22 protein-coding genes are annotated in these 24,255 nt (G+C 71.7%); 8 read left to right on the forward strand and 14 right to left on the reverse strand.

Features of this window, described 5'->3' with window-relative positions; translation table 11 throughout:
- Nucleotides 1–67 precede the first annotated feature (67 nt).
- From ACIRHA_RS06905 to ACIRHA_RS06920, 4 genes are read left to right on the forward strand one after another with little or no spacing between them, the layout of a single operon-like run.
- Nucleotides 68–1,225, forward strand: a complete 1,158-nt coding sequence (locus ACIRHA_RS06905; protein ID WP_403840757.1) for an acyl-CoA dehydrogenase family protein — start codon at nucleotides 68–70, stop codon at nucleotides 1,223–1,225.
- A gap of 36 nt (nucleotides 1,226–1,261) precedes the next feature.
- Entirely contained in the window at nucleotides 1,262–2,020 is a 759-nt protein-coding gene (locus tag ACIRHA_RS06910; protein ID WP_403840759.1) for a 3-hydroxyacyl-CoA dehydrogenase, read from the forward strand.
- Between the two features lie 40 nt (nucleotides 2,021–2,060).
- Nucleotides 2,061–3,221 (forward strand): thiolase family protein, encoded by a 1,161-nt coding sequence (locus ACIRHA_RS06915; RefSeq protein ID WP_403840761.1) that lies wholly within the window; start codon nucleotides 2,061–2,063, stop codon nucleotides 3,219–3,221.
- Nucleotides 3,222–3,239: 18 nt separating this feature from the next.
- Complete coding sequence (locus tag ACIRHA_RS06920; RefSeq protein ID WP_403840763.1) at nucleotides 3,240–3,743, forward strand: DUF1348 family protein; 504 nt, start codon at nucleotides 3,240–3,242, stop codon at nucleotides 3,741–3,743.
- Here the strand turns inward: ACIRHA_RS06920 and paaI are convergent.
- Nucleotides 3,724–4,104 carry a hydroxyphenylacetyl-CoA thioesterase PaaI gene (paaI, locus tag ACIRHA_RS06925; RefSeq protein WP_403842157.1) on the reverse strand — a complete coding sequence of 127 codons (381 nt, stop codon included), beginning with the start codon at nucleotides 4,102–4,104 and terminating at the stop codon, nucleotides 3,724–3,726. The two genes, ACIRHA_RS06920 and paaI, sit on opposite strands and share 20 nt — an antisense overlap.
- Before the next feature lie 294 nt (nucleotides 4,105–4,398).
- Between paaI and ACIRHA_RS06930 the strand changes: the two genes are divergently transcribed.
- The gene (locus tag ACIRHA_RS06930) at nucleotides 4,399–5,055 is read left to right on the forward strand and encodes a GAF and ANTAR domain-containing protein (RefSeq protein ID WP_403842160.1); all 657 of its coding nucleotides are present in this window, start codon (nucleotides 4,399–4,401) and stop codon (nucleotides 5,053–5,055) included.
- A 31-nt stretch (nucleotides 5,056–5,086) separates the two neighbouring features.
- Here ACIRHA_RS06930 and ACIRHA_RS06935 read toward each other — a convergent pair whose 3' ends face one another.
- Both ACIRHA_RS06935 and ACIRHA_RS06940 read right to left on the reverse strand, forming a co-directional pair.
- Nucleotides 5,087–6,505: an aldehyde dehydrogenase family protein gene (locus ACIRHA_RS06935; RefSeq protein WP_403840765.1), complete on the reverse strand. Its 1,419-nt coding sequence runs from the start codon at nucleotides 6,503–6,505 to the stop codon at nucleotides 5,087–5,089.
- 87 nt (nucleotides 6,506–6,592) lie between these two features.
- Nucleotides 6,593–7,723, reverse strand: a complete 1,131-nt coding sequence (locus tag ACIRHA_RS06940) for an NDMA-dependent alcohol dehydrogenase (RefSeq protein ID WP_403840767.1) — start codon at nucleotides 7,721–7,723, stop codon at nucleotides 6,593–6,595.
- A 258-nt stretch (nucleotides 7,724–7,981) separates the two neighbouring features.
- On the opposite strand from ACIRHA_RS06940, the gene ACIRHA_RS06945 reads away from it, so the two are divergent.
- The 3 genes from ACIRHA_RS06945 to ACIRHA_RS06955 all read left to right on the forward strand — a co-directional run bounded on the left by ACIRHA_RS06945 (nucleotide 7,982) and on the right by ACIRHA_RS06955 (nucleotide 11,728).
- Complete coding sequence (locus ACIRHA_RS06945) at nucleotides 7,982–9,049, forward strand: AraC family transcriptional regulator (RefSeq protein ID WP_403840770.1); 1,068 nt, start codon at nucleotides 7,982–7,984, stop codon at nucleotides 9,047–9,049.
- 124 nt (nucleotides 9,050–9,173) lie between these two features.
- The gene (locus ACIRHA_RS06950) at nucleotides 9,174–10,709 is read left to right on the forward strand and encodes an acyl-CoA synthetase (RefSeq protein ID WP_403840773.1); all 1,536 of its coding nucleotides are present in this window, start codon (nucleotides 9,174–9,176) and stop codon (nucleotides 10,707–10,709) included.
- Nucleotides 10,706–11,728, forward strand: coding sequence for a phosphotransferase family protein (locus ACIRHA_RS06955; protein WP_403840776.1), 1,023 nt, complete (start codon nucleotides 10,706–10,708; stop codon nucleotides 11,726–11,728). The genes ACIRHA_RS06950 and ACIRHA_RS06955 overlap by 4 nt, the downstream gene beginning before the upstream one ends.
- A 21-nt stretch (nucleotides 11,729–11,749) precedes the next feature.
- Here the strand turns inward: ACIRHA_RS06955 and ACIRHA_RS06960 are convergent, their stop codons facing one another.
- The 11 genes from ACIRHA_RS06960 to ACIRHA_RS07010 all read right to left on the reverse strand — a co-directional run bounded on the left by ACIRHA_RS06960 (nucleotide 11,750) and on the right by ACIRHA_RS07010 (nucleotide 24,105).
- Nucleotides 11,750–12,664, reverse strand: coding sequence for an enoyl-CoA hydratase-related protein (locus tag ACIRHA_RS06960; RefSeq protein ID WP_403840778.1), 915 nt, complete (start codon nucleotides 12,662–12,664; stop codon nucleotides 11,750–11,752).
- 62 nt (nucleotides 12,665–12,726) lie between these two features.
- Nucleotides 12,727–13,563, reverse strand: a complete 837-nt coding sequence (locus ACIRHA_RS06965; protein ID WP_403840781.1) for a crotonase/enoyl-CoA hydratase family protein — start codon at nucleotides 13,561–13,563, stop codon at nucleotides 12,727–12,729.
- A gap of 83 nt (nucleotides 13,564–13,646) precedes the next feature.
- Nucleotides 13,647–15,005 carry a phosphotransferase family protein gene (locus tag ACIRHA_RS06970; protein ID WP_403840783.1) on the reverse strand — a complete coding sequence of 453 codons (1,359 nt, stop codon included), beginning with the start codon at nucleotides 15,003–15,005 and terminating at the stop codon, nucleotides 13,647–13,649.
- Nucleotides 15,002–16,195, reverse strand: a complete 1,194-nt coding sequence (locus ACIRHA_RS06975; RefSeq protein WP_403840786.1) for an acyl-CoA dehydrogenase family protein — start codon at nucleotides 16,193–16,195, stop codon at nucleotides 15,002–15,004. Before ACIRHA_RS06975 ends, ACIRHA_RS06970 begins: the two co-directional genes overlap by 4 nt.
- Nucleotides 16,196–16,233: 38 nt before the next feature.
- A complete protein-coding gene (locus ACIRHA_RS06980) occupies nucleotides 16,234–17,796 on the reverse strand; it encodes an AMP-binding protein (protein ID WP_403842162.1) in 1,563 nt (520 codons plus the stop codon).
- A 265-nt stretch (nucleotides 17,797–18,061) separates the two neighbouring features.
- Entirely contained in the window at nucleotides 18,062–19,822 is a 1,761-nt protein-coding gene (locus ACIRHA_RS06985; RefSeq protein WP_403840789.1) for a PP2C family protein-serine/threonine phosphatase, read from the reverse strand.
- A gap of 98 nt (nucleotides 19,823–19,920) precedes the next feature.
- Nucleotides 19,921–20,754 (reverse strand): triphosphoribosyl-dephospho-CoA synthase, encoded by an 834-nt coding sequence (locus tag ACIRHA_RS06990; RefSeq protein WP_403840791.1) that lies wholly within the window; start codon nucleotides 20,752–20,754, stop codon nucleotides 19,921–19,923.
- Nucleotides 20,755–20,932: 178 nt separating this feature from the next.
- Nucleotides 20,933–21,460 carry a cupin domain-containing protein gene (locus ACIRHA_RS06995; RefSeq protein ID WP_403840793.1) on the reverse strand — a complete coding sequence of 176 codons (528 nt, stop codon included), beginning with the start codon at nucleotides 21,458–21,460 and terminating at the stop codon, nucleotides 20,933–20,935.
- A 154-nt stretch (nucleotides 21,461–21,614) separates the two neighbouring features.
- Nucleotides 21,615–21,986 (reverse strand): DUF3592 domain-containing protein, encoded by a 372-nt coding sequence (locus ACIRHA_RS07000; RefSeq protein WP_403840795.1) that lies wholly within the window; start codon nucleotides 21,984–21,986, stop codon nucleotides 21,615–21,617.
- 166 nt (nucleotides 21,987–22,152) lie between these two features.
- A complete protein-coding gene (locus ACIRHA_RS07005; RefSeq protein ID WP_403840797.1) occupies nucleotides 22,153–22,869 on the reverse strand; it encodes a TetR/AcrR family transcriptional regulator in 717 nt (238 codons plus the stop codon).
- A gap of 30 nt (nucleotides 22,870–22,899) precedes the next feature.
- Nucleotides 22,900–24,105 carry a serine hydrolase domain-containing protein gene (locus tag ACIRHA_RS07010; RefSeq protein WP_403840799.1) on the reverse strand — a complete coding sequence of 402 codons (1,206 nt, stop codon included), beginning with the start codon at nucleotides 24,103–24,105 and terminating at the stop codon, nucleotides 22,900–22,902.
- Nucleotides 24,106–24,255 lie beyond the last annotated feature (150 nt).

The raw sequence follows: 24,255 nt of genomic DNA on the forward strand, positions 1-24,255 counted from the left end.
AGGGTTGTCAGGGCGCGGCACGCCGACGTAACTTAACGATCGTTCTACACAGGCAGAAGGGGCCGCTGTGCGCCGTACGCTGTTCAACGAGGACCACGAGGCGTTCCGCCGGATGCTGCGGGACTTCATCGCCAAGGAAGTCACCCCCGTCCACCAGGAGTGGGAGGAACAGGGGCACCCGCCGCGCGACTTCTACCGCAGGCTCGGCGAGCTGGGCGTGCTCGGCATCCAGGTGCCCGAGGAGTTCGGCGGCGCGGGCGAGGACAGCCTGAAGTTCGCGGCGGTGGCCGTCGAGGAGACGACCCGCGCCGGTGTCACCTTCGGCAACTACTCGGTGCACTCGAACCTGATCCTGCCGTACCTGCTGCGGTATGCCACGCAGGAGCAGAAGGAGCGCTGGCTGCCCGGCTTCGCCTCCGGCGACCTCATGACGGCGATCGCCATGACCGAGCCCGGCACCGGATCCGACCTCGCCAACATCCAGACGAAGGCCGAACTCTCCGACGACGGCACGCACTACGTCCTCAACGGCGCCAAGACGTTCATCACCGGCGGCGCCCTCGCCGACCTCGTCCTCGTCGTCGCACGCACCACGCCCTACGATCCCGAGGACCGCCGCGGGGGGCTCTCGATCCTCGTCGTGGAGTCCGCGAGTGAGGGCTTCTCCGTCGGCCGCAAGCTCCAGAAGATCGGCCTCAAGGCCTCCGACACCGCCGAACTCGCCTTCGTGGACGTGCATGTGCCGGCCGAGAACCTGCTCGGCGAGGAGGGCAAGGGCTTCTCCTATCTCTCCCACAACCTCGCCCAGGAACGCCTGATGATCGCCCTGGGCGGCTCGGGCACGGCAGCGGCGGCGCTGCGCTTCGCCACCGACTACGTGAAGGAGCGCACGGTCTTCGGCAAGCCGGTCGCCCACTTCCAGAACACCAAGTTCGTGCTCGCCGAGTGCGCCACCGAGGTCGAGGCCGCGCAGCTGATGGCCGACCGGGCCCTCGAACTGCACGACGAGGGCGAGCTGTCCGTCGCCGACGCCGCGAAGGCGAAGCTGTTCTGCACCGAGGTCGCGGGCCGCGTCATCGACAAGTGCCTCCAGCTGCACGGCGGATACGGCTACGTCACCGAGTACCCGATCGCCCGCCTGTACGCCGACACCCGCGTCTCGCGCATCTACGGCGGCACGAACGAGGTCATGAAGACCATCATCGCCAAGTCGCTCGGCCTCTGACCCCTCCCCACCGCCACGACGAACAAGGGACCTGCCATGCAGCTCGACGCCCAGTCCTCCGCCCTGATCACCGGCGGCGCCTCAGGCCTCGGCCGCGCCACCGCCGAGCGGCTCGCCGCCACGGGCGCCAAGGTCGTCATCTTCGACCTGCCGACCTCCGACGGCGGACGCGTGGCCAAGGAGCTCGGCGCCACCTTCGTCGCCGGTGATGTCACCAGCGAGGCCGATGCCACCGCCGCCGTCGAGGCCGCCGTCGCACTCGCCCCGCTGCGCGTCGCCGTCAACTGCGCGGGCATCGGATCCGCCGGGCGCACCGTCGGCAAGGAGGGCCCGTACGTCCTCGACACCTTCCGCAAGGTCGTCGAGATCAACCTGATCGGCACCTTCAACGTCATCCGCCTCGCCGCTCAGGCCATGACGGGCAACGAGCCGGTCGATGCCGAGCGCGGTGTCATCGTCAACACCGCCTCCGTGGCCGCGTTCGACGGGCAGATCGGCCAGTGCGCGTACTCGGCGTCCAAGGGCGGCATCGTCGGCATGACGTTGCCGATCGCCCGCGACCTCGCGCGCATGAACATCCGCGTGATGACCATCGCGCCCGGCCTGTTCGAGACCCCGCTGCTCGGCCGGCTTCCGCAGGAGGCCAAGGACTCGCTCGGCGCCCAGGTGCCGCACCCGGCCCGGCTCGGGCAGCCGGCCGAGTACGCGCACATGGTGGACTCGATCGTCACCAACCCGATGCTCAACGGCGAGACCATCCGCCTCGACGGCGCGATCCGCATGGCCCCGAAGTAGACCGCACGTCAACCCCCGTACCTCACCAAGGAGTTCCCGCATGCGTGACGCAGTCATCGTCGATGCCATCCGGACCCCCGTCGGCAAGGGCAAGCCGGGCGGCGCGCTCTCCGACATCCACCCCGTCGACCTCTCCGCCCACGTCCTGAAGGCGCTCGCCGAGCGCAACGGCCTCGACCCGGCCACCGTCGACGACGTGATCTGGGGCTGTGTGTCCCAGGTCGGCGAGCAGGCGGGCGGCGTCGGCAGGTTCGCGGTGCTCGCCGCCGGCTGGCCCGAATCCGTGCCGGGACTGACCATCGACCGCCAGTGCGGCTCCTCCCAGCAGTCCGTCCACCAGGCCGCCGCCGGGGTCATCGCCGGGCAGTACGACATCGCCATCGCGGGCGGCGTCGAGTCCATGTCCCGCGTCCCGATGGGCTCCACGCGCGCGGGCGGCCAGGCCGGCAAACCGTTCGGCCCGCTTGTCGGCGAGCGCTACGACCACGTCGTCTTCAACCAGGGCGTCGGCGCCGAGATGATCGCCGAGGAGTTCGGGCTGACCCGCGCCGAACTCGACCAGCACGCCGCCGACTCGCACGAGAAGGCCGCCCGTGCCATCGACGAGGGCCGCTTCAAGAACCAGATCACTCCGGTCACCCTCGCCGACGGCACGCTCTTCGACACCGACGAGGGCGTACGGCGCGGCACCACGGTCGAGAAGCTGGCCGGGCTGAAGACACCGTTCAAGGAGGACGGTGTCATCTCGGCGGGCAACGCCTCGCAGATCTCCGACGGCGCCGCCGCCCTTCTTGTCACCACCTCCGAGGTGGCCGCGCGCAACGGCTGGAGGCCACTGGCCCGCTTCCACACGGGCACCGTCACCGGCGTCGACCCGATCACCATGCTCAAGGGCCCGATCCCGGCCACCGCCAAGGTCCTTCAGCGCTCGGGCCTCTCGCTCGACGAGATCGGCACGTACGAGATCAACGAGGCCTTCGCCTCCGTCTCCCTCGGCTGGCAGCGTCAGTTGGGCGCCGACTACGCGCGCCTGAACCCCAACGGCGGCGCCATGGCCCTCGGCCACCCGCTCGGCGGCTCAGGCGCCCGCCTGATGACCACGCTGGTGCACCACATGAAGGACAACGGCATCCGCTACGGCCTGCAGGCGATGTGCGAGGGCGGCGGCATGGCGAACGCGACGGTTCTGGAACTGCTGTGACGGGGGAGGAGTCACCCCATGACCGACGACCACACAGCCCCCGCGTCCGAGCCCGCCACCGCCCGTCCGCCGCTCCCGCCCTTCACGCGCGAGACGGCCGTGCAGAAGGTGCGGCTTGCGGAGGACGGCTGGAACACCCGCGACCCGCAGCGTGTCGCGCTCGCCTACACGCCTGACAGCCAGTGGCGCAATCGCGCCGAGTTCCCCGCTGGGCGGGCCGAGATCGTCGCCTTCCTCACCCGCAAGTGGAACCAGGAGCTCGACTACCGGCTGATCAAGGAGCTGTGGGCGTTCGACGGCCACCGCATCGCGGTCCGCTTCGCGTACGAGTGCCACGACGACGCGGGCAACTGGAAGCGCGCGTACGGCAATGAGAACTGGGAGTTCGACGAGAACGGTCTGATGCGCAGGCGCCACGCCTCCATCAACGACCTGCCGATCGCCGAGACGGAGCGTAAATTCCACTGGCCGCTCGGCCGCCGCCCCGACGGCCATCCGGGCCTCAGCGAGCTGGGTCTGTAGCGACGCTGCGGCTGCGCCCACGGAACTCGGCGATCACGGACTCCCCACGCGTCACCCGCACGTCGTACAGGCCGCTGCGGCCGAAGCGGGTGACCTCGCGGGCGGTGGCCACCAGCACGTCGCCCTCGTACGCGGGCGCGACGAAGGTGACGTCGGCTCCGGAGGCCACGGTGACGGGGCCTTCGCTGTTGCAGGCGCAGGCGAAGGCCGTGTCGGCGAAGAGGAAGACGTAGCCGCCGTGCGCGATGCCGTGGCCGTTGACCATGGAAGGTGACACCTTCATCCGGAGTTCGGCGTGCCCCGCCCCGTGCTCCAGGAGTTCGATGCCGAGGAGCTGCGAGGCCAGGTCCGCGGCGAACATGCGCTCAGCGGGGCCCGGTTCGGCGGATTCCGTCACTCCGGCATCATCCTCTCCGGCCGGCCCTGCCGACCGACCATTCGGTGTGCGTGGTGGGGTCAAGCAATCAGGGCGGGACGAGGGGTGTCAAGGGTGCGCCTGCTCAACGCCGAGCGCGACGCGCAGATCACGGCCCGGTACGACGAGGACCGCGACAGGTTCCGGCCGGGGCGGACGTGGCAGGCTGGCCCACGTAAGTGAGTCATGTACCCCGAAGTCGAGGAGCGCGGCGTGGAATGGCGTGAGTTTGCCCTGAACATGGCGTCCATGGCACGTGAACTCCTGGCCCAGGAGTCCGTGGACGCGACGCTGAACAAGATCACCGCATGGGCCGTGGACCAGCTCGAGGACTGCGACGCGGCAGGCATCCTCGTCCTGCGCAAGGGCCAGGTCGACACGCTGGTCGCCACCGATCCCCTCGTCGTCGAGAGCGACCGGCTCCAGGGCCGCCTTCGCGAGGGACCGTGCTTCGACGCGGCCCGCACCGGGCATCCCGTGTTCCGCATCAAGGACCTCTCCACCGAGACGACGCGCTGGCGCTCGTACGCCCCGCGCGCCCACGAACTCGGCATCGGCAGCATGATGGGCTTCCTGCTCTACACCGAGGACGAGGGCGACCTCGGCGCCCTCAACCTCTACTCCGCCAAGCCCGGAGCGTTCACGGAGGCCAGCGAGACCGCCGGCTGGCTCCTCGCCTCGCACGCCGCCGTGGCCTTCTCCAGCGCCCGTGAACACGCCTCCCTGCACCGCGCCGTCGAGACCCGCCACATCATCGGCGAGGCCATGGGCATCCTGATGGCCGGCCACGACCTGACCGAAGCCCAGGCGTTCGCCACGCTGCGCCGCTACTCGCAGGAGAAGAACATAAAACTCCGTGACGTGGCCCGTCAGGTGAGCGAACGGGGCGGCCTGTGACCTTCCAGGACGCGCCCCGCCGGCCGCGCGCTCAGTGCTGGATCGCCTTGACCTCCAGGAACTCCTCAAGGCCCAGGCTTCCGTACTCGCGGCCGATGCCGGACTGCTTGTAGCCGCCGAAGGGGGCGTTCGGGTTGAACTGGCCGTCGTTGACCTGGACCTGGCCCGAGCGGATCCGGCGCGCGAAGGCGCGGGCGCGGTCCGGGTCCGCCGACCAGACGCCGCCGGCGAGGCCGTAGGGGGTGTCGTTGGCGATGCGGGCGGCGTCGTCCTCGTCCTCGTACGGTTCGATGGACAGGACCGGGCCGAAGATCTCCTCCTTGTGGATCACCATGTCGGTGGTGACGTCGGAGAACACGGTCGGCTTGACGTAGTAGCCGGCGTCCAGGCCGGGGAGCGGGTCGCTGCCCCCGGTCACCAGGCGGGCGCCTTCGGCGACGCCCCGGTCGATGTAGCCGCGGACACGCTCCAGTTGGGTCGCGGAGACGAGCGGGCCGAGCACGGTCTTCTCGTCGCCGGGAGCGCCGACCGGGATCGACTCGACGATCGTACGGGCCAGCTCCTCGGCCTCCGTGAGGCGTTCGCGCGGCACCAGGAGGCGGGTGAGGGCAGAGCACGTCTGACCGGAGTTGATCATCGCGGCCTGGACGGCCTGGGGGATCGCGGCCCCGAAGTCCGTGTCGGGAAGCAGCACGTTCGGGCTCTTGCCGCCGAGCTCCAGGGCCACCTTCTTGACCGTGTCGGCCGCGAGCTGCGCCACGCGCTTGCCCGCGCGGGTCGAGCCGGTGAAGGAGACGACGTCGATGTCCGGGTGCGCGGCGATGGCCTCGCCGACGACCGGGCCCGTGCCGCTGACCAGGTTGAAGACGCCCGGCGGCAGCCCCGCCGAGTCGATGATCTCGGCAAGGACCCAGGCGTTCAGCGGCGCGACCTCGCTGGGCTTGACGACGACGGTGTTGCCCGCCGCGAGCGCGTACGCGACCTTCGCGGCGATCTGGTGCAGCGGATAGTTCCACGGAGTGATCGCGCCGACGACACCGTACGGCTCGCGCACGATCGTCGTGCTGCCCTCCTCGCGCTCGAACGCGAACGTGCGGGCGACCGCCGCGGCCTGCGCGAAGCTGTTGACGGGCAGCGGCACCTGGATCGCCTTGGCGAAGGACAGCGGCGCGCCCATCTCCGAGGAGATCAGCGCGGCCAACTCGTCGGCGCGCGCCATCAGCCCGCCCGCGATCTCCTCCAGATACTTCGCCCGCTGCTCGACCGGCGTGGCCCACCAGCCGGGGAACGCCTCGCGGGCCGCCGCGACCGCCCGGTCCACGTCGGCGGGCACACCGTCCGGGACGGCGCCGATGACCTCTTCGGTGCTGGAGCTGATGACGTCGATGGTGCCGGTGCCGGCCGAGGCGGTCGGGCGGCCGCCGATGTAGAGCTTGCTGGTGTCGGGCATCTGCGGGTTCCCTCGGGGTGGTGAACGGTACGCGGACGGGGAGCGGGCGGGCCGGCTTCGGCCCGCCCGTATCGGTCGTGTGGTGGCTCAGTAGTCGGCGTCGGTGTAGCGGACCACGCCGCGCAGGTTCTTGCCGTCGCGCATGTCCTGGTAGCCCTGGTTGATCTCCTCCAGGCGGTAGGTGCGCGTGGTGAGTTCGTCGAGCTTGAGCTGCCCGGCGCGGTACTGCTCAAGCAGGCGCGGGACCTGGGTGCGCGGGCTGATGCCGCCGAAGATGGCGCCCTGGATCCGCTTCTGCATCAGCGCCAGGTCGAACAGGCCGACCTTGGCGTCGATCTGCGTCATGTCCGCGATGGCCGTCACGATCACCTGGCCGCCCTTGGCGGTCATGGCGAGCGCCGGAGCCAGCTGGTCGCCCTGGAGTTCGCCGACGGTCAGGATGACGGTGTGGGCCTGCGCGCCCCAGGTCAGCTCCGCGACGGGCCCCGCGGCCTCCTCCATCGAGGCGAAGGTGTGCGTGGCGCCGAACTCCCGTGCCTTGTCCCGTTTGAACTCGACCGGGTCCACCGCGATCACGAACCGCGCGCCGGCCGCCGCCGCGCCCTGCACCGCGTTGATGCCCACGCCGCCGACACCGACGATCACGACCGTGTCGCCCGGCCGCGTGTTGCCGATGGAGACGGCGGAGCCCCAGCCCGTGGAGACGCCGCAGCCCAGCAGGGCCGCCGTCTCCAGCGGCACATCCTTCTCGATCTTGATGACGGAGGACTGGCTGACGGTGACGTACGGGGCGAACGTGCCCAGCAGACACATCGGCGTGACCGGGGCGCCGCCCGCGGTGCGCGTGCGGTACGTGTTGTCGGCGATGGACTGCCCGGTGAGCAGATTGGCGCCCTGGTCGCACAGGTTCTGCAGGCCCTGCGAACAGGGGCGGCACACCCCGCAGGCCGGTATGAAGCCGAGGACCGCGTGGTCGCCCACCTCGACACCGGAGACACCGGCGCCGACCTTCGTCACGACGCCCGCGCCCTCGTGGCCGCCGAGGAGCGGATAGGTGGCGGCGAGGTTCGCACCGCCCCGGAAGTGTTCGTCGGAGTGGCACAAGCCCGAAGCGGCCAGGCGCAGTTGCACCTCGCCGGCGACCGGGTCGCCGACCTCGATCGGCTCGACCGTCCAGTCCTCGCCGGGCTTGTGGAGCAGGGCTCCCTTGGTCTGCATGCGCATCCTCCCCGCCTTCGGCACCATTGCCGCGCCCGACCATGCCCTCGTCACGGAACCGGACGGTCGGACGGGGCCGGACACACTTGCCTCAAGCTATGGCGGCACGCCCGACCGCCTCCATGACCAAAGCGGACAACGCCGGGACAGATTCGGACACGCAGCCGGGTTGTGGCCGTCGAGAGCCCCGTGCTGTCATGAACTCCCCTGACGGACGCGGGCGTTGGTAGCGCGACGGCGAAAAACGGAGGGCCGGTCATGACCGTGTCGGTGGACACGGCTGCCGCGCAGCCGCAGGTCATCGCCGAGGGCTTCATCGACTGGGACTTCCCGCGCGCCGCCTCGGGCGTCGTCCTGCTGCTCGACTTCGCCGCGGAACGCGGCCTGGGCGCCGCCGACTGCCTCGCGGGCTCGGGCATCGACGCGGGCGCGCTCGGCGACCCGCACCATCTCGTCGAGGCCTCGCAGGAGATCGCCGTCGTCCGCAATCTGCTGTACGGGCTCGGCGACCGCCCGGGGCTCGGCATCGAGGTCGGCGCCCGCTACCACGTCACCACGTTCGGCCTGTTCGGCTACGCGCTGCTCAGCGCGCCCACGATGCGCGAGGTGTTCCGGTGCGGGCTGCGCTACTCGGCGCTGACCTTCGGCTTCGCCCGGCACAGCGCCGTGGTGGACGCGGCGGGCGACGTCCTGCACCGCATGGACGGCGGCCGGATCCCCGCCGACGTCCGGCGCTTCCTCGTCGAACGGGACTGCGCCGCCAACATCGTCCTCGGCCGCCAGGTGTTCGCGGGCGGCCCGCCCGTCCCGCTGCGCCGCGTCGACCTCGCCTTCCCCGAGCCGCCGGGTGCCGGGCCGGCCACGGTGCTCGACGCGCCCGTCCGCTACGGCGCAGGGACGACGGCCCTCGTCTACGACAGCGACATCCTCGAAAGCCCGCTGCCGCACGGCAATCCGCACACCGCGCAGATCTGCCAGGAGCTGTGCGAACGTCTCGTGGCGCAGCGGGCGAGCGGCAGCGGCGCGGCCCGCACGGTGCGCAGGCACCTGCTGGCGGGCGGCGGCCCCGACCCCGGCATCGAGCACATCGCGCGCCGTATGAACGTCACCTCGCGCACCCTGCGCCGCAAGCTCGCCGCCGAGGGAACCACCTACCGGCGGCTGCTCGACGACGTACGCCTCACCCTCGTCCAGGACGGTCTGCGGCACGAGCGGCTGTCCGCCGCGGAGCTGGCGCACCGGCTCGGCTACTCGGAGCCGTCGAGCTTCATGCGGGCCTTCCGGCGCTGGACGGCCGCGGACTCCGGCCGGGCCGAAGGGAGTTGAGACCCGCGCGCCCGCCCTGAACGAACGATCAATTCATTGCGTCGCATGTCTTGCTGCCGCCTCGCGGGGTGACTTAGAAAGAGTCCACGGCCACCGGCGTTCACGTCCATGCGAAAGGCGTCCCGTGTATCCAGGTGCCCATGCCCTTCAGAGTCCGCAGCGGCCCGCCGTCATCATGGCGTCGACCGGCGAACAGCTGACCTACGGGGAGCTCGACGAACGCTCCATCCGGCTCGCCCATGTGTTCCGGGAGGCGGACCTGCGCCGCGGCGACGTGGTCGCCCTGCTCACCGACAACTCGATCCACGCGTACGAGGTCTACTGGGCGGCGGTCCGCTCCGGCCTCTACATCACCCTCGTCAACCACCACCTGTCCGCGTCCGAGATCGCGTACATCGTGGCCGACTCCGGCGCCGCGGCCCTGGTGGTCTCGGGCGCCCTGGCCGATCTCGCCCGGGACGTCGCCGCGCAGGTCCCCGCTTCGGCCCGCGTACGGCTCGCCTACGGGGGCGCCGTCGAAGGTTACGACGACTACGCGACCGCCCTCGCCGGAGCCTCCGCCGAACCGCCCGCCGACCAGCCGCGCGGCGCCGATCTGCTCTACTCCTCCGGAACCACGGGCCGCCCCAAGGGCATCCGCCCCGAACTCCCGGACCGCCAGGTCGGCGAACCCGGCGACACGCTCGTCGAACTCCTGCGCCTGTTCTACGGCTTCGACGAGGACGCGAGGTATTTGTCGCCCGCGCCCGTCTACCACGCGGCGCCGCTGCGCTACGGCGCCTCCGTGCACGCGCTCGGCGGCACCGTCGTCATGATGGAGCGCTTCGACCCCGAGGACGCGCTGCGCGCCATCGAGCGCTACGGCATCACGCACAGCCAGTGGGTGCCGACCCACTTCATCCGCCTCCTTCGCCTGCCCGAGAAGGTCCGCACCGCCTACGACCTCTCCAGCCACAAGGTCGTCGTGCACGCCGCTGCGCCCTGCCCGCCGGACGTCAAGCGCGCGATGATCGACTGGTGGGGGCCGAAGCTGTACGAGTACTACTCCGCGACCGAGGGCATCGGCATGACGCTGATCACCTCCGAGGAGTGGCTCACGAAACCGGGCTCGGTCGGCCGGCCCATCCTCGGACAGCCCCGGATCTGCGACGACGAGGGGCGCGTGCTGCCCGCGGGGGAGACCGGCACCGTCTACTTCGCACGGGAGGGCGACGGCAGCTTCGAGTATCTCGGCGACCCCGACAAGACCAAGGGCGCGCAGCACCCGGAGCACGCGGACTGGGTGACGCTCGGCGACGTGGGCCACCTCGACGAGGACGGCTACCTCTTCCTCACCGACCGCAGAACCTTCATGATCATCTCGGGTGGGGTGAACATCTACCCGCAGGAGATCGAGAACGTCCTCGCCCTCCACCCCGACCTCACCGATGTCGCGGTGATCGGCGTCCCCGACCCGGAGATGGGCGAGGCGGTCAAGGCGGTGGCGCAGCCCGCTCCGGGTGTGACACCCGGCCCCGACCTGGAGGAGCGCCTGATCGCGTACGTACGGGAACGGATCGCGCACTACAAGGCGCCGCGCAGCGTCGACTTCGTGGACGAATTGCCGCGCACGCCGACGGGCAAGCTGGTCAAGGGCAAGCTCAAGGCGCGGTACTCATGACCACGGGTGTGGAGCCCGCGGTCGGCGAGTGGCTGGCCGCGCACGTCTCCGGCCTCGTCCCACCACTCACCTTCGCCCTCGTCTCCGGCGGCCGCTCCAACCTCACCTACCGGGTCACCGACGCCACCGGCACCGTACGGGCGCTGCGCAGACCGCCGACCGGCGGCGTGCTCAGCACCGCGCACGACATGAGCCGCGAGTGGCGCTTCCAGACCGCCCTCGCGCCGACCCCGGTACCCGTGCCCGAGCCGCTCGCCTACTGCGCGGACACCTCGGTCACCGGCGCGGAGTTCTACGTCATGGACTTCGTCGAGGGCACGGTGGGCGCCGACCGGGACGCCGTACGGGACTGGCCGCGGTCCGCACGGCGCCGGGCGGGCACGAGCCTCGTCGAGGTCCTCGCCGACCTGCACCGGATCGATCCGCTCGCGGCCGGCCTCGGCGACATGGCCCGCCCCCGCGGCTACGTGGAACGTCAACTGCACCGCTGGCAACGGCAGGTGCACCGCTCCGGCGCCCCCGACCTGGAGCTCCTCGACGCGGTGCACGACGCGTTGCTCGCCCGGGTGCCGGAGCAGCGCTCGGGCATCGTGCACGGCGACTTCCGGCCCGGCAACCTGTCCTTCGGCCCCGACGGCACGGTGGTCGCCGTCTTCGACTGGGAACTGGCCACCCTGGGCGACCCGTTGGCGGACCTCGGCTGGCTCGTCTCCACATGGGAGCAGCCGGGCGACACGGTGCCGCCGACGACGGCGGGGCCGAGCACGGCGTCCGGCTTCTGCGACCGGGCCGAACTCGTCGACACCTACGCCAAGTTGTCGGGGCTCGATGTGTCGGACCTGCCGTACTACGTGGCGTTCTCCCGCTGGCGTTCGGCGTGCATCGGCTCCGGGGTGGCGGCCCGGTTCGCGGCCGGGGTGATGGGCGAGAACGAACTGCCGGTCGAGGAGCTGCGGCGGCAGGTGCTGCACCAGAGTGAGGCCGCGCACGACGCGGTGCGCGACCTCGACGACCGGTAGGTCAGCGTGCCCGTGCCGCGCTCACCGCACGTCGTCCGGCCTGCCGGGCCAGGACGGCAGGGTGTCCTCGTGGTCGGCGAGCACCGCGGGGAACTTCGCGGGCCGCTTCTCCAGGAACGACATGACACCCTCGGCGGCATCGGGCCCCTGGCCGAGTCGCTGCATGGCCGCCGAGTCGAGACGGTGTGCGTCCCAGGGGGAGGAAGCGCCGAGCATCGACCACATCAGGCGGCGCGAGTGCGCGACCGAGACGGCGGAGGTGTTCTCGGCGATCTCCGTGGCCAGCGCGTAGGCGGTGGTGAGGAGTTCGTCGTCGGGTACGACGCGTGAGACGAGGCGGCCGGCGAGCGCCTCCGCCGAGTCGAAGACGCGGCCCGTCGCCACCCACTCCATCGCCTGCGAGATCCCCACGACCCGCGGCAGGAACCAGCTCGACGCCGCCTCAGGCACCAGGCCCCGGCGGGCGAAGACGAAGCCGAAGCGGGCCGACTCGGCGGCGATCCGGATGTCGGCGGGCAACGTCATCGTCGAACCGACGCCCACTGCAGGTCCGTTGACCGCCACGACGACCGGCTTGACGCTGGCGGCAATGCGCAGCGCCACACACCCGCCGCCGTCGCGCGGCACACCGTCGATGGTGCCGAAGTCCGTGCGCCCGCCGGCCCGGCCGACGGCGTCATGGTCGAACGTGGCGGCTCCGCCCGCCAGGTCGGCGCCCGCGCAGAACCCGCGCCCCGAGCCGGTCAGGACCACGGCGCGCACGTCGTCGTCGGCGTCGGTCAGGTCGAAGGCGCTGATGAGTTCGGCGGCCATGGTGTGCGTGAAGGCGTTCAGGCGCTCGGGCCGGTGCAGGGTGATGGTGGCGATGTGGTCGGCGACCTGGAACCGGATCTCGGTGAAGTCGCGGCCCGCGTCGGCCTGTTGGGCGTCCGTCATGCGTGGATCCTCAATCTCTGTGCCGTAGGAGGTGCCGTAGGAGGTGCCGTAGCGGGTGGGAGTCAGATGTCCGTGAAGCGGGGCGCCCGTTTCCCGAAGCGGGCCGCCACCGCCTCGACCTGGTTCGGGCTGCCGATCAGCGCACCGATCTCCTTCTGTTCCTCGGCGAAGCCGGTCGCGAGGTCGGTGCGGCCCGCGAGGTCGAGGAGCCGCTTGGACGCGCGTACGGCGTGCGGGCTCTGCGCCGCGATCCGGCCCGCCGTCTCCAGCGCGGCGGCCACCGGATCGTCCGCCGTGTACGTGGCCAGGCCGATGCGCGCGGCCTCCTCGCCGCCCACGACCCGGGCGGTGAAGGTGAGTTCCTTCGCCACGTCGCGGCCCACGAGCTCGGGCAGCAGCTGGGTGCCCGTCATGTCCGGCACCAGGCCCCACGCCACCTCGAACACGCTGAGGCGGGCATCCGGCGCGACGATGCGGATGTCGGCGCCGAGCGCGACCTGGAGCCCGCCGCCGAGCGCGTTGCCGCGCAGCGCGGCGATCACCGGCACGGGCAGCTCGGCCCAGACGTACGCGGCGCGCTGCCCGGCCGCCTGCGCGGGCCCGTCCGACGGCGGCAGTTGGGCGAGTCCGGACAGTCGTCCTCCGTCGCGCATCGCCTCGAAGGAGGCGAAGTCGAGCCCGGCACAGAAGTCCGGCCCCGCACCGGACAGCACGGCGGCCCGGACGCCCTCCTCGGTCTTCAACCGCTCGCCCGTGCTGACGAGCGCCTCGAACATGGCCGGGTCCAGCGCGTTGCGCTTGTCGGGCCGGTTGAGCCGGACGTCGGCGACACCGTCGGTCACGGTGACGGTCACCCGCCGGGCCGCCTCGGCGGACTCGACGGTGGTCGTGCTGGTCATGCGCGTGCTCCCTCGGCTCTGTTCCCACTACGTGGCTTCTGTTCGCGTGACACAAACGCTGTTTCCGTAACACCTTTTGGGGCTCACCCCACCGCCTGTCCCGCGTACGCCGGGTTGGCGACGGCCAACTTGTCCAGGACGCCGCGTCGTACGGCATCGAGCACCATCGGGTCGTCGGGGTCCACGGCGCCGTCGCGGATCGCCTGGGCGAGATCACGGTCGTCGGCGCGGCCGAGCGCGGCCAGCCTCCCGGCGTGGGCTTCGGCCTGGGCGGGCGCGAGCAGGGCCTCGCGCCGCGCGACGGCGACGGCGCCCGCCGCCACCCTGGACAGGTAACGCAGCCGGGGATCGCCCGCCGCCGCCTCGGTGAGGAAGTCCTGGACGGAGCGCAGCAGCGCGTCGGCGCCCGGCCGGTCGTGCGGGGGAGCGGCGGCGGTGTCGGAGCGGGCGGCGAGGACGTCGGGTACGGCGGCGGGCGCGGTGACGCCGAGCGCGAGCAGCACGTCGTACTCCTGCTCGCAGACCTTGCGCCCCAACACGGCGTACTCGACGGCCTGTTCGGCGCCGGACAGGAAGCGCTCGGCCTGCATGCGGCACAACACGGCCCAGCGGAGCGTGCCGTACAGCTCCCACCAGTGCAGTTCGTCCTCGCTCGGGCGGGCCCCGGCGATCTCGGCGTACCCGGCGAGAAGCTCCTCGCGCGGGCCGAAGCCGCCCACCGGCTCGGCGGAGCCGAACCGCCAGGCCTTCACGCACAGCCAGCCCAGGTCCTCGACGGGATCGCCGAGGTGGGCGAGTTCCCAGTCGAGGACGGCGCGTACGCCCGTCTCGTCGATCATCAGGTTGCCGTTGCGGAAGTCGCCGTGCACGACGCGGGCCGGGCGGACGGTCGGCGGGCGGTGGTCGGCGAGCCACCGGAAGCCCAGTTCGAGAGCCGGGCGCGGGTCGTCGAACTGGGCGTAGAGGTCGGTCAGTTGGTGCAGTGGGTCGACCTCGGGCAGGCCCGGGACCGACTCGACCGGGATCGTGTGGACGCGCGCGAGGACTCGGCCGAGCTCGCGCGCCAGCTTCGGCCGCACGGCCGCGAACCGCTCGTCCCGCAGCAGGCGGCGCGGGATCGTCTCGCCGTCGACGCGCTCCATGAGCAGATAGGCGGGGCCGAGCCCCGTGCCGTGGTCGACGAGGCGGGGCACGGGCACCCCGGCCTCCGCCGCGGCGGCAAGCGCCGCGGCCTCGCGCGCCATCACCTCGGGGCTCGGCCTGGCCGGTGGGTCGCAGCGCAGGATGAGGGGGTGTGAGACGCCGTCGGCCGCCGTGGCGTCGAGGGAGAAGGTGTCCCGGCTGGCGCCACCGGACAGGCGCCGCCAGCCCTCCAAGGACACGGGTCCGCCCCACAACTCGGCGAGCCGGGCCCGCAGTTCCTCCTGCAACGGTTCACTCACGCGGGCAGCCCCGCCCACGGCGCCCTGCTCGCATCGGCGAGCAGCTTGCGCGCGACGACCATGCGGTGCACCTCGTCGGGACCGTCGTAGATGCGCGCGTAACGGGCACGCCGGTACATGGCCTCCAGTGGTGTGTCGGCCGTGACACCGAGCGCGCCGTGCACCTGGATGGCACGGTCGACGACGTTGTGCAGCACCTGCGCGCCCCAGAACTTCACCATGCTGATCTCCAGGCGGGCCTGCCCGTCCTGGTCGTAGCGGCGCGCCGCGTCCAGGGTCATCAGCCGGGCCGCCTGGATCTCGGCGGCCGACTCGGCTACGTAGCGCCGGATCTCGCCCTTCTCGGCAAGCAACGAGCCGTGCGCGTAACGGGTGTTGGCGCGCTCGACCATCAACTCGAAGGCCCGCTGGGCCTGTCCGAGCCAGCGCATGCAGTGGAAGATGCGACCGGGCCCGAGGCGGCGCTGCGCGATGGTGAACCCCTCGCCGCGCTCGCCGAGGAGATGGTCGGCGGGGACCCGCACATCGGTCAGGCGCAGCTCGCAGTGGTCACCCTCGGTGTCACCCATCGTCTCCAGGACGCGGGAGATCTCCAGGCCCGGGGTGCCGGCCGGGACGATGATCGCGGAGACGGCGCCGTGCGGATTCGCGGCGTCCTCGTCGGTGCGCGCGAAGACCGTGGTGAAGGCGGCCCGGCTGGCCCCGGTGGTGAACCACTTGTGGCCGTTGATCACCCACTCGTCGCCGTCGAGCACGGCGGTCGTCGCGATCCGGGTGGGGTCGGAGCCGGCCACCTCCGGTTCGGTGAGGCCGACGCTCGGGCTGATCTCGGCGTTGGCGAGCGGCTTGAGCCAACGCTCGCGCTGCGCCTTCGAGGCGTAGAGGTCGAGCATGATCGAGTCCTGCATGGTGTACGTGCCGACGGCCAGCTGCCCGTACTCGGAGCGCCCGATGATCTCGTTGAGGAGCGCGAAGTCGTACAACGGCAGGCCCCTGCCGCCGAGTTCGACCGGGTGGCCGAGGATCCACAGGTCCAGCTTCTTCGCCCGCTCCTGCAGGGCGGCGAGCGAGGCGCGGGCCTCGGGGGTGCGGCCGCCGAGGGCCTTCTCGGCGGGGATCACCTCGTCGTTGATGAAGGCGGTCACGCGGGCGCGCAGGTCGGTGAGTTCACCAGGTGTGTCGTCAGGCATGCGGATCCGTCCAGTCGCGGGGCGTCGAGGGTGTCCTGTCAGTCGCGGGCGGCCTCGCGCAGCCGCACCTTGAGCACCTTCCCCGCGGCGTTGCGCGGGAGCGCCTCGATGACGGCGACCGAGGTCGGCTTCTTGTACGAGGCGAGCCGTTCGCGGCAGTGCTCGGTGATGTCCGCCTCGGTGGGCGGGTCGGCGGGGTCTTTGGCCACGACATACGCGCGCGGGGTCTCCACCCACTCGGGATGCGGCACGCCCACGACGGCCACCTCGGCGACCTTCGGGTGCTGGTCGATGACGGCCTCGACCTCGGCGGAGTAGATGTTCTCGCCGCCCGAGATGATCATGTCCTTCTTGCGGTCGACGACGTAGATGTAGCCCTCGTCGTCCATCCGGCACAGGTCGCCGGAGTGGAACCAACCGCCTTCGAAGGCCTCGGCGGTGGCCTCGGGGTTGTTCCAGTAGCCCAGCATGAGGTTGCCGCCGCGGTAGACGATCTCGCCGACCTCGCCCACGGGCACGTCCCGCATCTCCTCGTCCACGATCCGCGCGTCCACGTGCCGCACGGGCTTGCCGACGGAGCCGAGCTTGCGCACCGCGTCCTCGCCGCCGAGGTAGCAGGTCACGGACGCCATCTCGGTCTGCCCGAAGGCGCTGCGGATCACGACTCCGGGGAAGGTGTCGTTCATCGCCTCCAACACCGACGACGGGGCGACGGACGCGCCCCAACTCAGGCTGTTCAGCACGAGTTTGCGGTCCCGGATGCCCGGCACCTCGCAGATCGCCTTCCACTGACTGGGCACGAGGAAGCAGCCTGTGATCCGCTCCCGTTCCAGCAGGTCGACCGTCTCGGCGGCGTCGAAGCCGACGGTGGCGCCGATGACCGTGCAGGTGCCGTAGAGCATGGAGGCGACGACCGAGTCGACGCCCGCGATGTGGAACATCGGGATGTTGAGCAGGCTCCGGTCGGTGGGCCGGGGCGCCTGCACCTCCACCATGTGCAGGGTGTTCACGACCAGGTTGAGGTGGCTGAGCACGGCGCCCTTGGAGCGTCCTGTGGTTCCCGAGGTGTACATCAGGAACGCCGGGTCGTTCTCGTCGACGTCGGCCTCGACAGGCCCGTCGTCGTACGCGTCGCGCACCGCGGCGAGGTTCTCCGTGCCGTCCGGTGCGCCGCTTTCGCCGTCCCCCAGGTGCAGCACCTTGCAGTCGGATACCGCCAGGCGCCGCGCTTCCAGGCCCAGTTCGGTCAGCGGCTCGTCGACCACGAACACGGTCGGTGTGCAGTCGCCGAGGACGTGGGCCACTTCGGCGGGCACCAGGCGGAAGTTGACCGGCACGGCGATCGCGCCGAGCCGCAGCGCGGCGAACCAGACCTCCACCGTCTCCATCCGGTTGGTGGTCAGTGCGGCGACCCGGTCGCCCGGTCCGACGCCGCGCGCGGCGTAGGCGCGCGCAAGGCGGTTGACCCGCGCGTCGAGGGCGGCGTAGGTGATCTCCCGGTCCCGGTGGCGCAAGGCGGTGGCGGTGGGAGTTCTCCGTGCCTGGCGAGCCAGTTGGTGGGCGAGGGAGAGACGGCGACCGGCGTTGAGTGAAGTGGTGATGCCTGAGACGCCTGATGCGTCAGGTCCATCAGGTCCATCAGTTGCGTCACTTGCGTCACTTGTGGCGGACACGTAGGACACGCGGGGCTCCCGTCGACGGCTGCCGGACGGCCCGGGTCACTCCGCCGCGACGGCCTGCGCGGGGACCCGATCCAGGACTGATCGAACGTTAAGAGGCCCGCGGTCCCCGGACAACCCCCACGGCGCGAAACGTGGTTGTTCCGGCCAGGTGCGCCGATGTCGCGGGGAGGGTGCTGAGCGGTCGTTAAGGCGCCGCGGGGGACGTCGAGGTGCGGCGCAGGACCAGGAGCGTCGCGTCGTCGGACCGGTGCGGACCGTCGAGCTCGCCGACGATGCGCTCGGCGTACTCCTGGAGCGCTTCGTGCCCCGCGCCGGGGGTTACGCCGCCTAGGCACCGCTGGGCCGCGTCGAGGAAGCGCCGCGTGTCGAGGTCGGGGTCGCTGTCGCGGCGCTCGGTCAGCCCGTCGGAGTACATCAGGACGATGTCGTCCACGCGCAGGTGCGCCTCCTCGGCGGTGTACGTGGTTCCCGGCAGGACGCCCAGCGGAAGGCCGGGGCCGCCGTCGGGGTCCGGCAGTTGGCGGGCCGTGCCGTCGCGGACGAGGACGGGGCGCGGGTGGCCCGCGCAGGTCCAGCGCAGCAGGGCCCGCTCCGGGTGGTAGCCGGCGATGATCGCGGTCGCGGTGGACTCGGTGCCGTCGGCACAGGCCAACTCGTTGAGCCACTGCGTGAGTTGCTCGACGCTCTGCTCGGTGTAGGCGAGGCCGGCCAGCGCGTAGCGGAGTTTCGCCATGAGGGTGACCGCGGCCAGACCGTGCCCGCGGGCGTCGCCGAGCGCGACGAGGAGGTGCCCGCCGGGGAGCCTGCGCGCCTTGTACCAGTCGCCGCCGACCCCGGCCTCCCGGGCGTCGGGCCGGTACACGGCGGTGGCCTCGAGGCCGGAGGCGGCCGGTTCGCCCTGGAAGTGGGGGAGGATCGCCTCGCGCAGGACACCGGCGACCTCGGCGACGGCCTCGGCGCGCTCGCGCTGGCGCCGCGCCTCGCGTTCCGCACGCTCGGCGCTCGCGCGGCGGCGCCGCTCGGCGTTCACGTCGGTGAGCACGGCCCGCAGCGCCCACACCAGGCTGCCGGGGGCGATGCGTACGGGCTCGGCGGTCATCCTGATCACCCGGGATCCGGGTCCGTTCAGGCGCAGCTCACAGATGCTCGTGCGTTTGCGCAGGATGACGTCGTACAGCGTCCGGTACAGCTCGGGCAGGCTCTCCGGGGCCACGGTCGCCGCCAGGCCGGACAGGGTGGGGAAGGCCGCGTGGCTGTCGAGGCCCAGCACCCGCCGGAATCCGCGCGAGGGGTCGACCCCGCCGTCACCGAGGTTCCACTCCGCCCAGCAGGTGCGCACGAGCTGCTGGGCGGCGGCCGCCATGTGCACGCGGTGGCCGCGGTCCCAGGTGATCAACAGGTGCTCACCGCACGGGGCGACCCGGATCTGATCGTTGATCCGGACCGGCCCGCCCGTCGTGCTCACGACCCATTCGATCAAGGTGGGCCCCTGCGGGGAACGCTCCCTCAGGGCGTCGGCCAGCATGCCCGGCAGCGGTGTCCCGGCCAGGGAGGGGAACCGCTCGAACAGTGACACGGGGCCCTGCCACCGTGGGAGGCCCCCATGGGGGAGGCGGTCGGCGGCATAGGTGTGCGACGCCGCGTTCTGGGCGACGTAGAGGGCGTCCCGGACGCGGCCATCGTCGTCCCGGAGCGGGGCCACCAGCAGCGCCGGCACGGGCATGGCGTCGAGAACCTCGCGGCCCGAGGGGGTGGGCGGCAGGGGCGTGGACGAGACGACGGCCGTCGTCTCGACTGTGTCGTGGTCGTGGTCGTGTTCCTGGGCCTGTTCCTGATACGACTCCGCGTACTTCCTGATCCGTCGGCGCTGGGCCCGCAGGAGCTCCCGGATCGACTGGAGCGCCAGGTGGGTGCGGGCGTCGGGCGCCGGCGAGGTGGCGTCCATACGGGGGAGTGCCTCCTGTGCGCGACGGGGTCGGTGCCCTTCAGCCTTGATGGCCGCGCCGGGGCGGGCCAGTCTGCGTACGCCATGCGAATTCCGGGTCAGGCCGGGACCGGCGACGGGCGCTCGACGACCGAGTCCAGGAAGAGCAGCACCGTGAGCAGGGCGCCGCCGGCCGCAGGGCAGATCCTGTAGTGCCCCATCTGGGCGTCGAGCTCGTTCAGGAGGTGGCGCCCGGCCTCGGTGCCGACGCCGCCCGCGGCCAGGACGGCGGCCGCGCCCTCCTGGATCAGACGCAGGGCCAGCGGCCCGTTCTCGCGCAGCACGCGCGGGTCGTCGATGGAGACGATCAGGGTCAGGAGCGCGTCGAGCTGCGCGGTGTCCTCGGCGATGCCCTGGTCCCGCGCCCGGCGCAGCCCCGGCAGGGCGGCCAGTGCGGCGGACAGGTGGTGCCGCTTGTCGAGGGTCGTCAGAGCCCGGTAGCTGTCGCGGAAGTCTCCGGACGGTTCGATCCGTGAGTCGAGGTGTACGGCGAGGTGGCAGGCCTCGCTCGCGCTCGCCGCGCCCTGCGCCCACGCCGCCGACAGCAGGCACAGGGCGCGGGCGGCGACGTCGAGACCGTTGAGGGAGCCGACGTAGGGGACCTGCTGTTGTGCATCGCGGCACGCGGCGGAGAGCCGGTCCAGGTCCGCCCCGGCGACGGCGGCGGCGCGGAACGCGCCATGCAGGCCGACACCGGTCTCGACGAGGGCGGAGAACACGGTGTTGGCTCGGGTCTGCGCGGTCCGGCAGTCGGGCAGCCCCGGCTTCGGGGTCAGGAACACCTCACGGGTGAAGGCGGCGACGGCGAGATCCGCGAGGTGGTCGGCGCAGCCGTTCGGGCCGAAGGCCGGGGTCGTGGGGGTCGTCGAGTCGGTCGGATCGCTGGCGAGCATGTTCGGTCGCTTCCACTGGACGGCGCAGGTCAGGGACCGGCGGTGGGCCGGACGCACCGGACGTCCTGCCCGTCGCTATACGGGCAAACCGGGACCAAAGTCCTTCGGTCCCGGCCCGTGGTGTCTCGCCCGTCCCGTCCCGTCCACTGGTGTCTCACCCGGGTCGTCGGGCAAGCGGCTACTTCGCCTGCCCCGCCCCGAAGTCGAAGTCCTCCACGAAGTAGCTGTCGTGCCGGACGCGGAACTCCTTGAGCTCCTCGGGGCTGCGCTGCGACATCTCCGCGACCCGCTCGAAGTAGTCCTCGCGCGGGGCGCCGGGGGCGAAGAGCATGAGCATGGACACGGGATCGTCCGTCACGTTCTTGAAAGCGTGCAGCCCGCCGGCCGGCACGTACAGGAAGTCCCCCTCCCGGCCCGTCACCCACTTCTCGCCGTCATAGAGCTCGAGTTCGCCGGACAGGACGTAGAACGACTCCGACATCGCCCGGTGGAAGTGGGTCTTCGCGCCGGCGGACCGCGGGCCCAACACGCCCTTGTAGAGCCCGAATTCGCCGCCGGTCGACTCTTGCGTGGCGAGGTAGGCGGTGGATCCGCCGGGAGAGGACACCTCCGGCGGGGCGTCGGCCGAGCGGAAGGACGCGCTCACTTCTCCCTTGTCGCCGTGGTAGCGGGGCTCCGGGTACTGCATGTCCGGGAAGTACGACATGGTGCGCTCCTTGTCGACGGGTCCGATCCACCGCAAGATTGCCCGGCCCGGCCGCGCACGGCATCGGCCCCATGAACGATTGCCGCGGACTTCCGGACGAGGTCCGGGGACCTAGGCCTGTCGTTTGGATCAGGCCCTGGGGCAACACGTCACGTCACGCCCGGCCGAGCAGGAACGCGCCGCCCGCGATCACTACGGCGCCGAAGACGGCGAACAGGAACATGCTGGCGCCCGCGTAGCCGTCGATGGCCATACGTCGGGGCTTCGCCCGATCGTAGAAAACCGTGACCGGCGTGCCGGGGTGAAGGCTTGAGGACCTGCCCTTTCCGAGCGAGGACCGGCTCTCCACCAGCCGACCGTCGCAGGCCCGGTACCGCACGACCGGATGGTACGAGGTCCCGTCGCCGCCGGAACTCGCGTCCAACCGGATGACGGTGCCGGTCGTCCGGACCCCGTTGCGCCGCAGCCGGCGCGTCTTGTACAGGCTCCCGGCGCCCGCGATCGCGAACACCGCGCCGAATGCCATGACAGACAACGCCCCCTCTACTGGCCCCATGAACTCCCGTCTCCCTCTCCACTGTGTTCCACACACGGCGCCGCCACGTTCAGATCCGGCCCGCGAACCGACGCTATCCCGCGGCTGTGCCCGCGCGTACCCGACGGGGTCGGTCGCGGGGGGCCGCATCGCCTCATCAGGACTGCCGCGGTGCCCGCATCTCCACCGCGTCGAGGAGGAGACCGAGGACCGTCTCGAACTGGTCGTCCTCGTCCGCGGCGGCCAGGTGCGGGGCGACCGACGCGAGGTGCGGATAGGCGCTCGGCGACACCGCCAGGTACTCGCGCCGCCAGGCGAGCCTGTCGCCCTCCCGGGCCGCGCCGTCCAGTGCGGCGACGGCGGCCTCCTGGGCGCCCATGGCGAGAGCGGTGTCGGCGAGCGCGCGGTAATAGCGGGCCGCTTCGCGGTCGCCGAAACCGGCCTGCCGCAGCGCGCCGATGACAAGGTCAGCGCCCCGGAACTCGGCGTCGCGGCGCGATACCCGGCCGGCCACGACGGCGGCGACCTGCGGGTGGGTGAGGCAGGCCCTGCGGACGCGGCGGGCCAGACCGGCCAGGGTCTCGCGCCAGGAGCCGGCCGGCTCGTACCCCGTGACGGCCTCCTCGATCAGCTGCTCCGCGAGCCCGAGGAGGATCTCCTCCTTGCCGGAGAAGTGGCGCAGTACGGCGGTGTGGTTGGAGCCGAGTTCGGCGCCGAGACGGCGCAGGGTGAGGGCGTCCGGGCCCTCGCGTTCGACGAGCGCGCGGGCGGCGTCCAGGATCCGGCCCCGGTTGAGGGCGGTGGAGGGCGGCCGACCGCGCCGGGCGGCTCGGGCGGCCGGAGCCGGCGTGCCGCTGCCGCCGTGGTCGGTCATGGCGCCAGTCCTATGCACCGACCCACCATGTCACTCCGCCGTCTCCAGGTGGCTGACCAGCGCCGAAAGCGCCGCCACGGTCTCTGCGTCCCGATCCGGATCCTCGGCCACCGGCCAGGCACTCGTCTTCACCACGACGACGTCGGCCACCGGATCGACCCACAGGAATTGCCCGTAGATGCCGAGCCCGGTGAAGGCGCGGCGCTCACCGCCGAGGTTCCACCACTGGTTCGCGTAGCCGTAGTGCGCCGGGTACAACTCGCCGAGCGCGCCCGGCCGCAGCAGCTCCACCTCACTCCCGCGCCCGCGCTCGACCCACTCCTCGGGGACGACCTGCTGCCCGTCGACGGCACCGCCGCGCGCCATGAGCAGCCCCACCCGGGCCATGTCCCGGACCGTCGCGTTGAACGATCCGCCGCCTACGGCGGTCCGTGGACGCCCGCGCGTGAGCCCGTAGTACGCGTCCGTCTCCGCGCCGATCCTGTTCCACAGCCGCTCGGCGGCGTACCGCGCCAACGGCACGCCGGTGGCGCCTTCGAGGACCCAGCCGAGGACCTGCGAGTCGAGGGTCGAGTAGTTGAAGAACGTGCCGGGGGCGGCGCCCGTGTCGACGGAACGGACCACGTCGAGCACCGACCCCCGCCCGGTCACGGCCCGCATCAGACGGTTGACCGGGGCCTGCGGGTCCTCGTAGTCCTCGACCCCGCCGGCCCCGCTCGTCATGTCGAGCAGATCCGCGACCGTCGGCCCGTCGTACGCGGACCCGGCGAGCTCGGGGCAGTACGCCACCACCTTGTCGTCGAGCGAGCCCAACGCGCCGTCCGCCAGGGCGATTCCCAGCAGTATCGACGTCACCGACTTGGTGAGCGAGAAGAGCTGGAAGCGGCGAGCCGGCCCGCCGAACCGGCCCGGATGGCTCTCGTGCACCAGCCGCCCGCGGTGCAGCACGGCGAACCCTGTGGTGTGCGTCCGCGCGTGCAACTCCTCCAAGGTCCGGCACTCGCCACGGAACTCGTAGGTGAATCCGGGCGGAAGCTCTCCGACCGGCAGCGGGCGCGGCTGCCGGGCGGCGGGCACGGTGGCGACCGGGAGCACCATCGACATGTGCGTGAACGTCCACTCGTTCACGGGCCGCCGGAACGCGACCTCCTCCTGATGCCGCCACAGCCAGGCCGTCCCGGCCCCGACGGCCGCGACCGCCGTTCCGCCTGCCATCCATCGCGCGGTGCGTGCCATACGTGTGCTCCCGAGGACTGCCAACCGAATTGTGAACCAATGCTGACACCGGTGGTTCGGAAGAACAATGGAGTCCCAGCCACCGACGGCACACCTGCTTCAGATTGTCTCCGAGTGAGCCCCGTCGTCGCATTCCTGCCTGGAACAGGC

Source organism: Streptomyces sp. NPDC102360 (assembly GCF_044766085.1).
Lineage (GTDB): Bacteria > Actinomycetota > Actinomycetes > Streptomycetales > Streptomycetaceae > Streptomyces.

Excerpts from the sequence above, each read along its gene's own strand:
- ACIRHA_RS06920 (WP_403840763.1), top strand. The coding sequence starts at position 3,240 with ATGACCGACGACCACACAGCCCCCGCGTCCGAGCCCGCCACCGCCCGT.
- ACIRHA_RS07005 (WP_403840797.1), bottom strand. The coding sequence starts at position 22,869 with ATGACCGACCACGGCGGCAGCGGCACGCCGGCTCCGGCCGCCCGAGCC.
- ACIRHA_RS06935 (WP_403840765.1), bottom strand. The coding sequence starts at position 6,505 with ATGCCCGACACCAGCAAGCTCTACATCGGCGGCCGCCCGACCGCCTCG.
- ACIRHA_RS06910 (WP_403840759.1), top strand. The coding sequence starts at position 1,262 with ATGCAGCTCGACGCCCAGTCCTCCGCCCTGATCACCGGCGGCGCCTCA.
- ACIRHA_RS06965 (WP_403840781.1), bottom strand. The coding sequence starts at position 13,563 with ATGACCAGCACGACCACCGTCGAGTCCGCCGAGGCGGCCCGGCGGGTG.
- ACIRHA_RS06995 (WP_403840793.1), bottom strand. The coding sequence starts at position 21,460 with ATGTCGTACTTCCCGGACATGCAGTACCCGGAGCCCCGCTACCACGGC.
- ACIRHA_RS06945 (WP_403840770.1), top strand. The coding sequence starts at position 7,982 with ATGACCGTGTCGGTGGACACGGCTGCCGCGCAGCCGCAGGTCATCGCC.
- ACIRHA_RS06955 (WP_403840776.1), top strand. The coding sequence starts at position 10,706 with ATGACCACGGGTGTGGAGCCCGCGGTCGGCGAGTGGCTGGCCGCGCAC.
- ACIRHA_RS06990 (WP_403840791.1), bottom strand. The coding sequence starts at position 20,754 with ATGCTCGCCAGCGATCCGACCGACTCGACGACCCCCACGACCCCGGCC.
- ACIRHA_RS06940 (WP_403840767.1), bottom strand. The coding sequence starts at position 7,723 with ATGCAGACCAAGGGAGCCCTGCTCCACAAGCCCGGCGAGGACTGGACG.
- ACIRHA_RS06930 (WP_403842160.1), top strand. The coding sequence starts at position 4,399 with ATGGCGTCCATGGCACGTGAACTCCTGGCCCAGGAGTCCGTGGACGCG.
- ACIRHA_RS07010 (WP_403840799.1), bottom strand. The coding sequence starts at position 24,105 with ATGGCACGCACCGCGCGATGGATGGCAGGCGGAACGGCGGTCGCGGCC.
- ACIRHA_RS06975 (WP_403840786.1), bottom strand. The coding sequence starts at position 16,195 with ATGCCTGACGACACACCTGGTGAACTCACCGACCTGCGCGCCCGCGTG.
- ACIRHA_RS06985 (WP_403840789.1), bottom strand. The coding sequence starts at position 19,822 with ATGGACGCCACCTCGCCGGCGCCCGACGCCCGCACCCACCTGGCGCTC.
- paaI (WP_403842157.1), bottom strand. The coding sequence starts at position 4,104 with ATGTTCGCCGCGGACCTGGCCTCGCAGCTCCTCGGCATCGAACTCCTG.
- ACIRHA_RS06915 (WP_403840761.1), top strand. The coding sequence starts at position 2,061 with ATGCGTGACGCAGTCATCGTCGATGCCATCCGGACCCCCGTCGGCAAG.
- ACIRHA_RS07000 (WP_403840795.1), bottom strand. The coding sequence starts at position 21,986 with ATGGCATTCGGCGCGGTGTTCGCGATCGCGGGCGCCGGGAGCCTGTAC.
- ACIRHA_RS06960 (WP_403840778.1), bottom strand. The coding sequence starts at position 12,664 with ATGACGGACGCCCAACAGGCCGACGCGGGCCGCGACTTCACCGAGATC.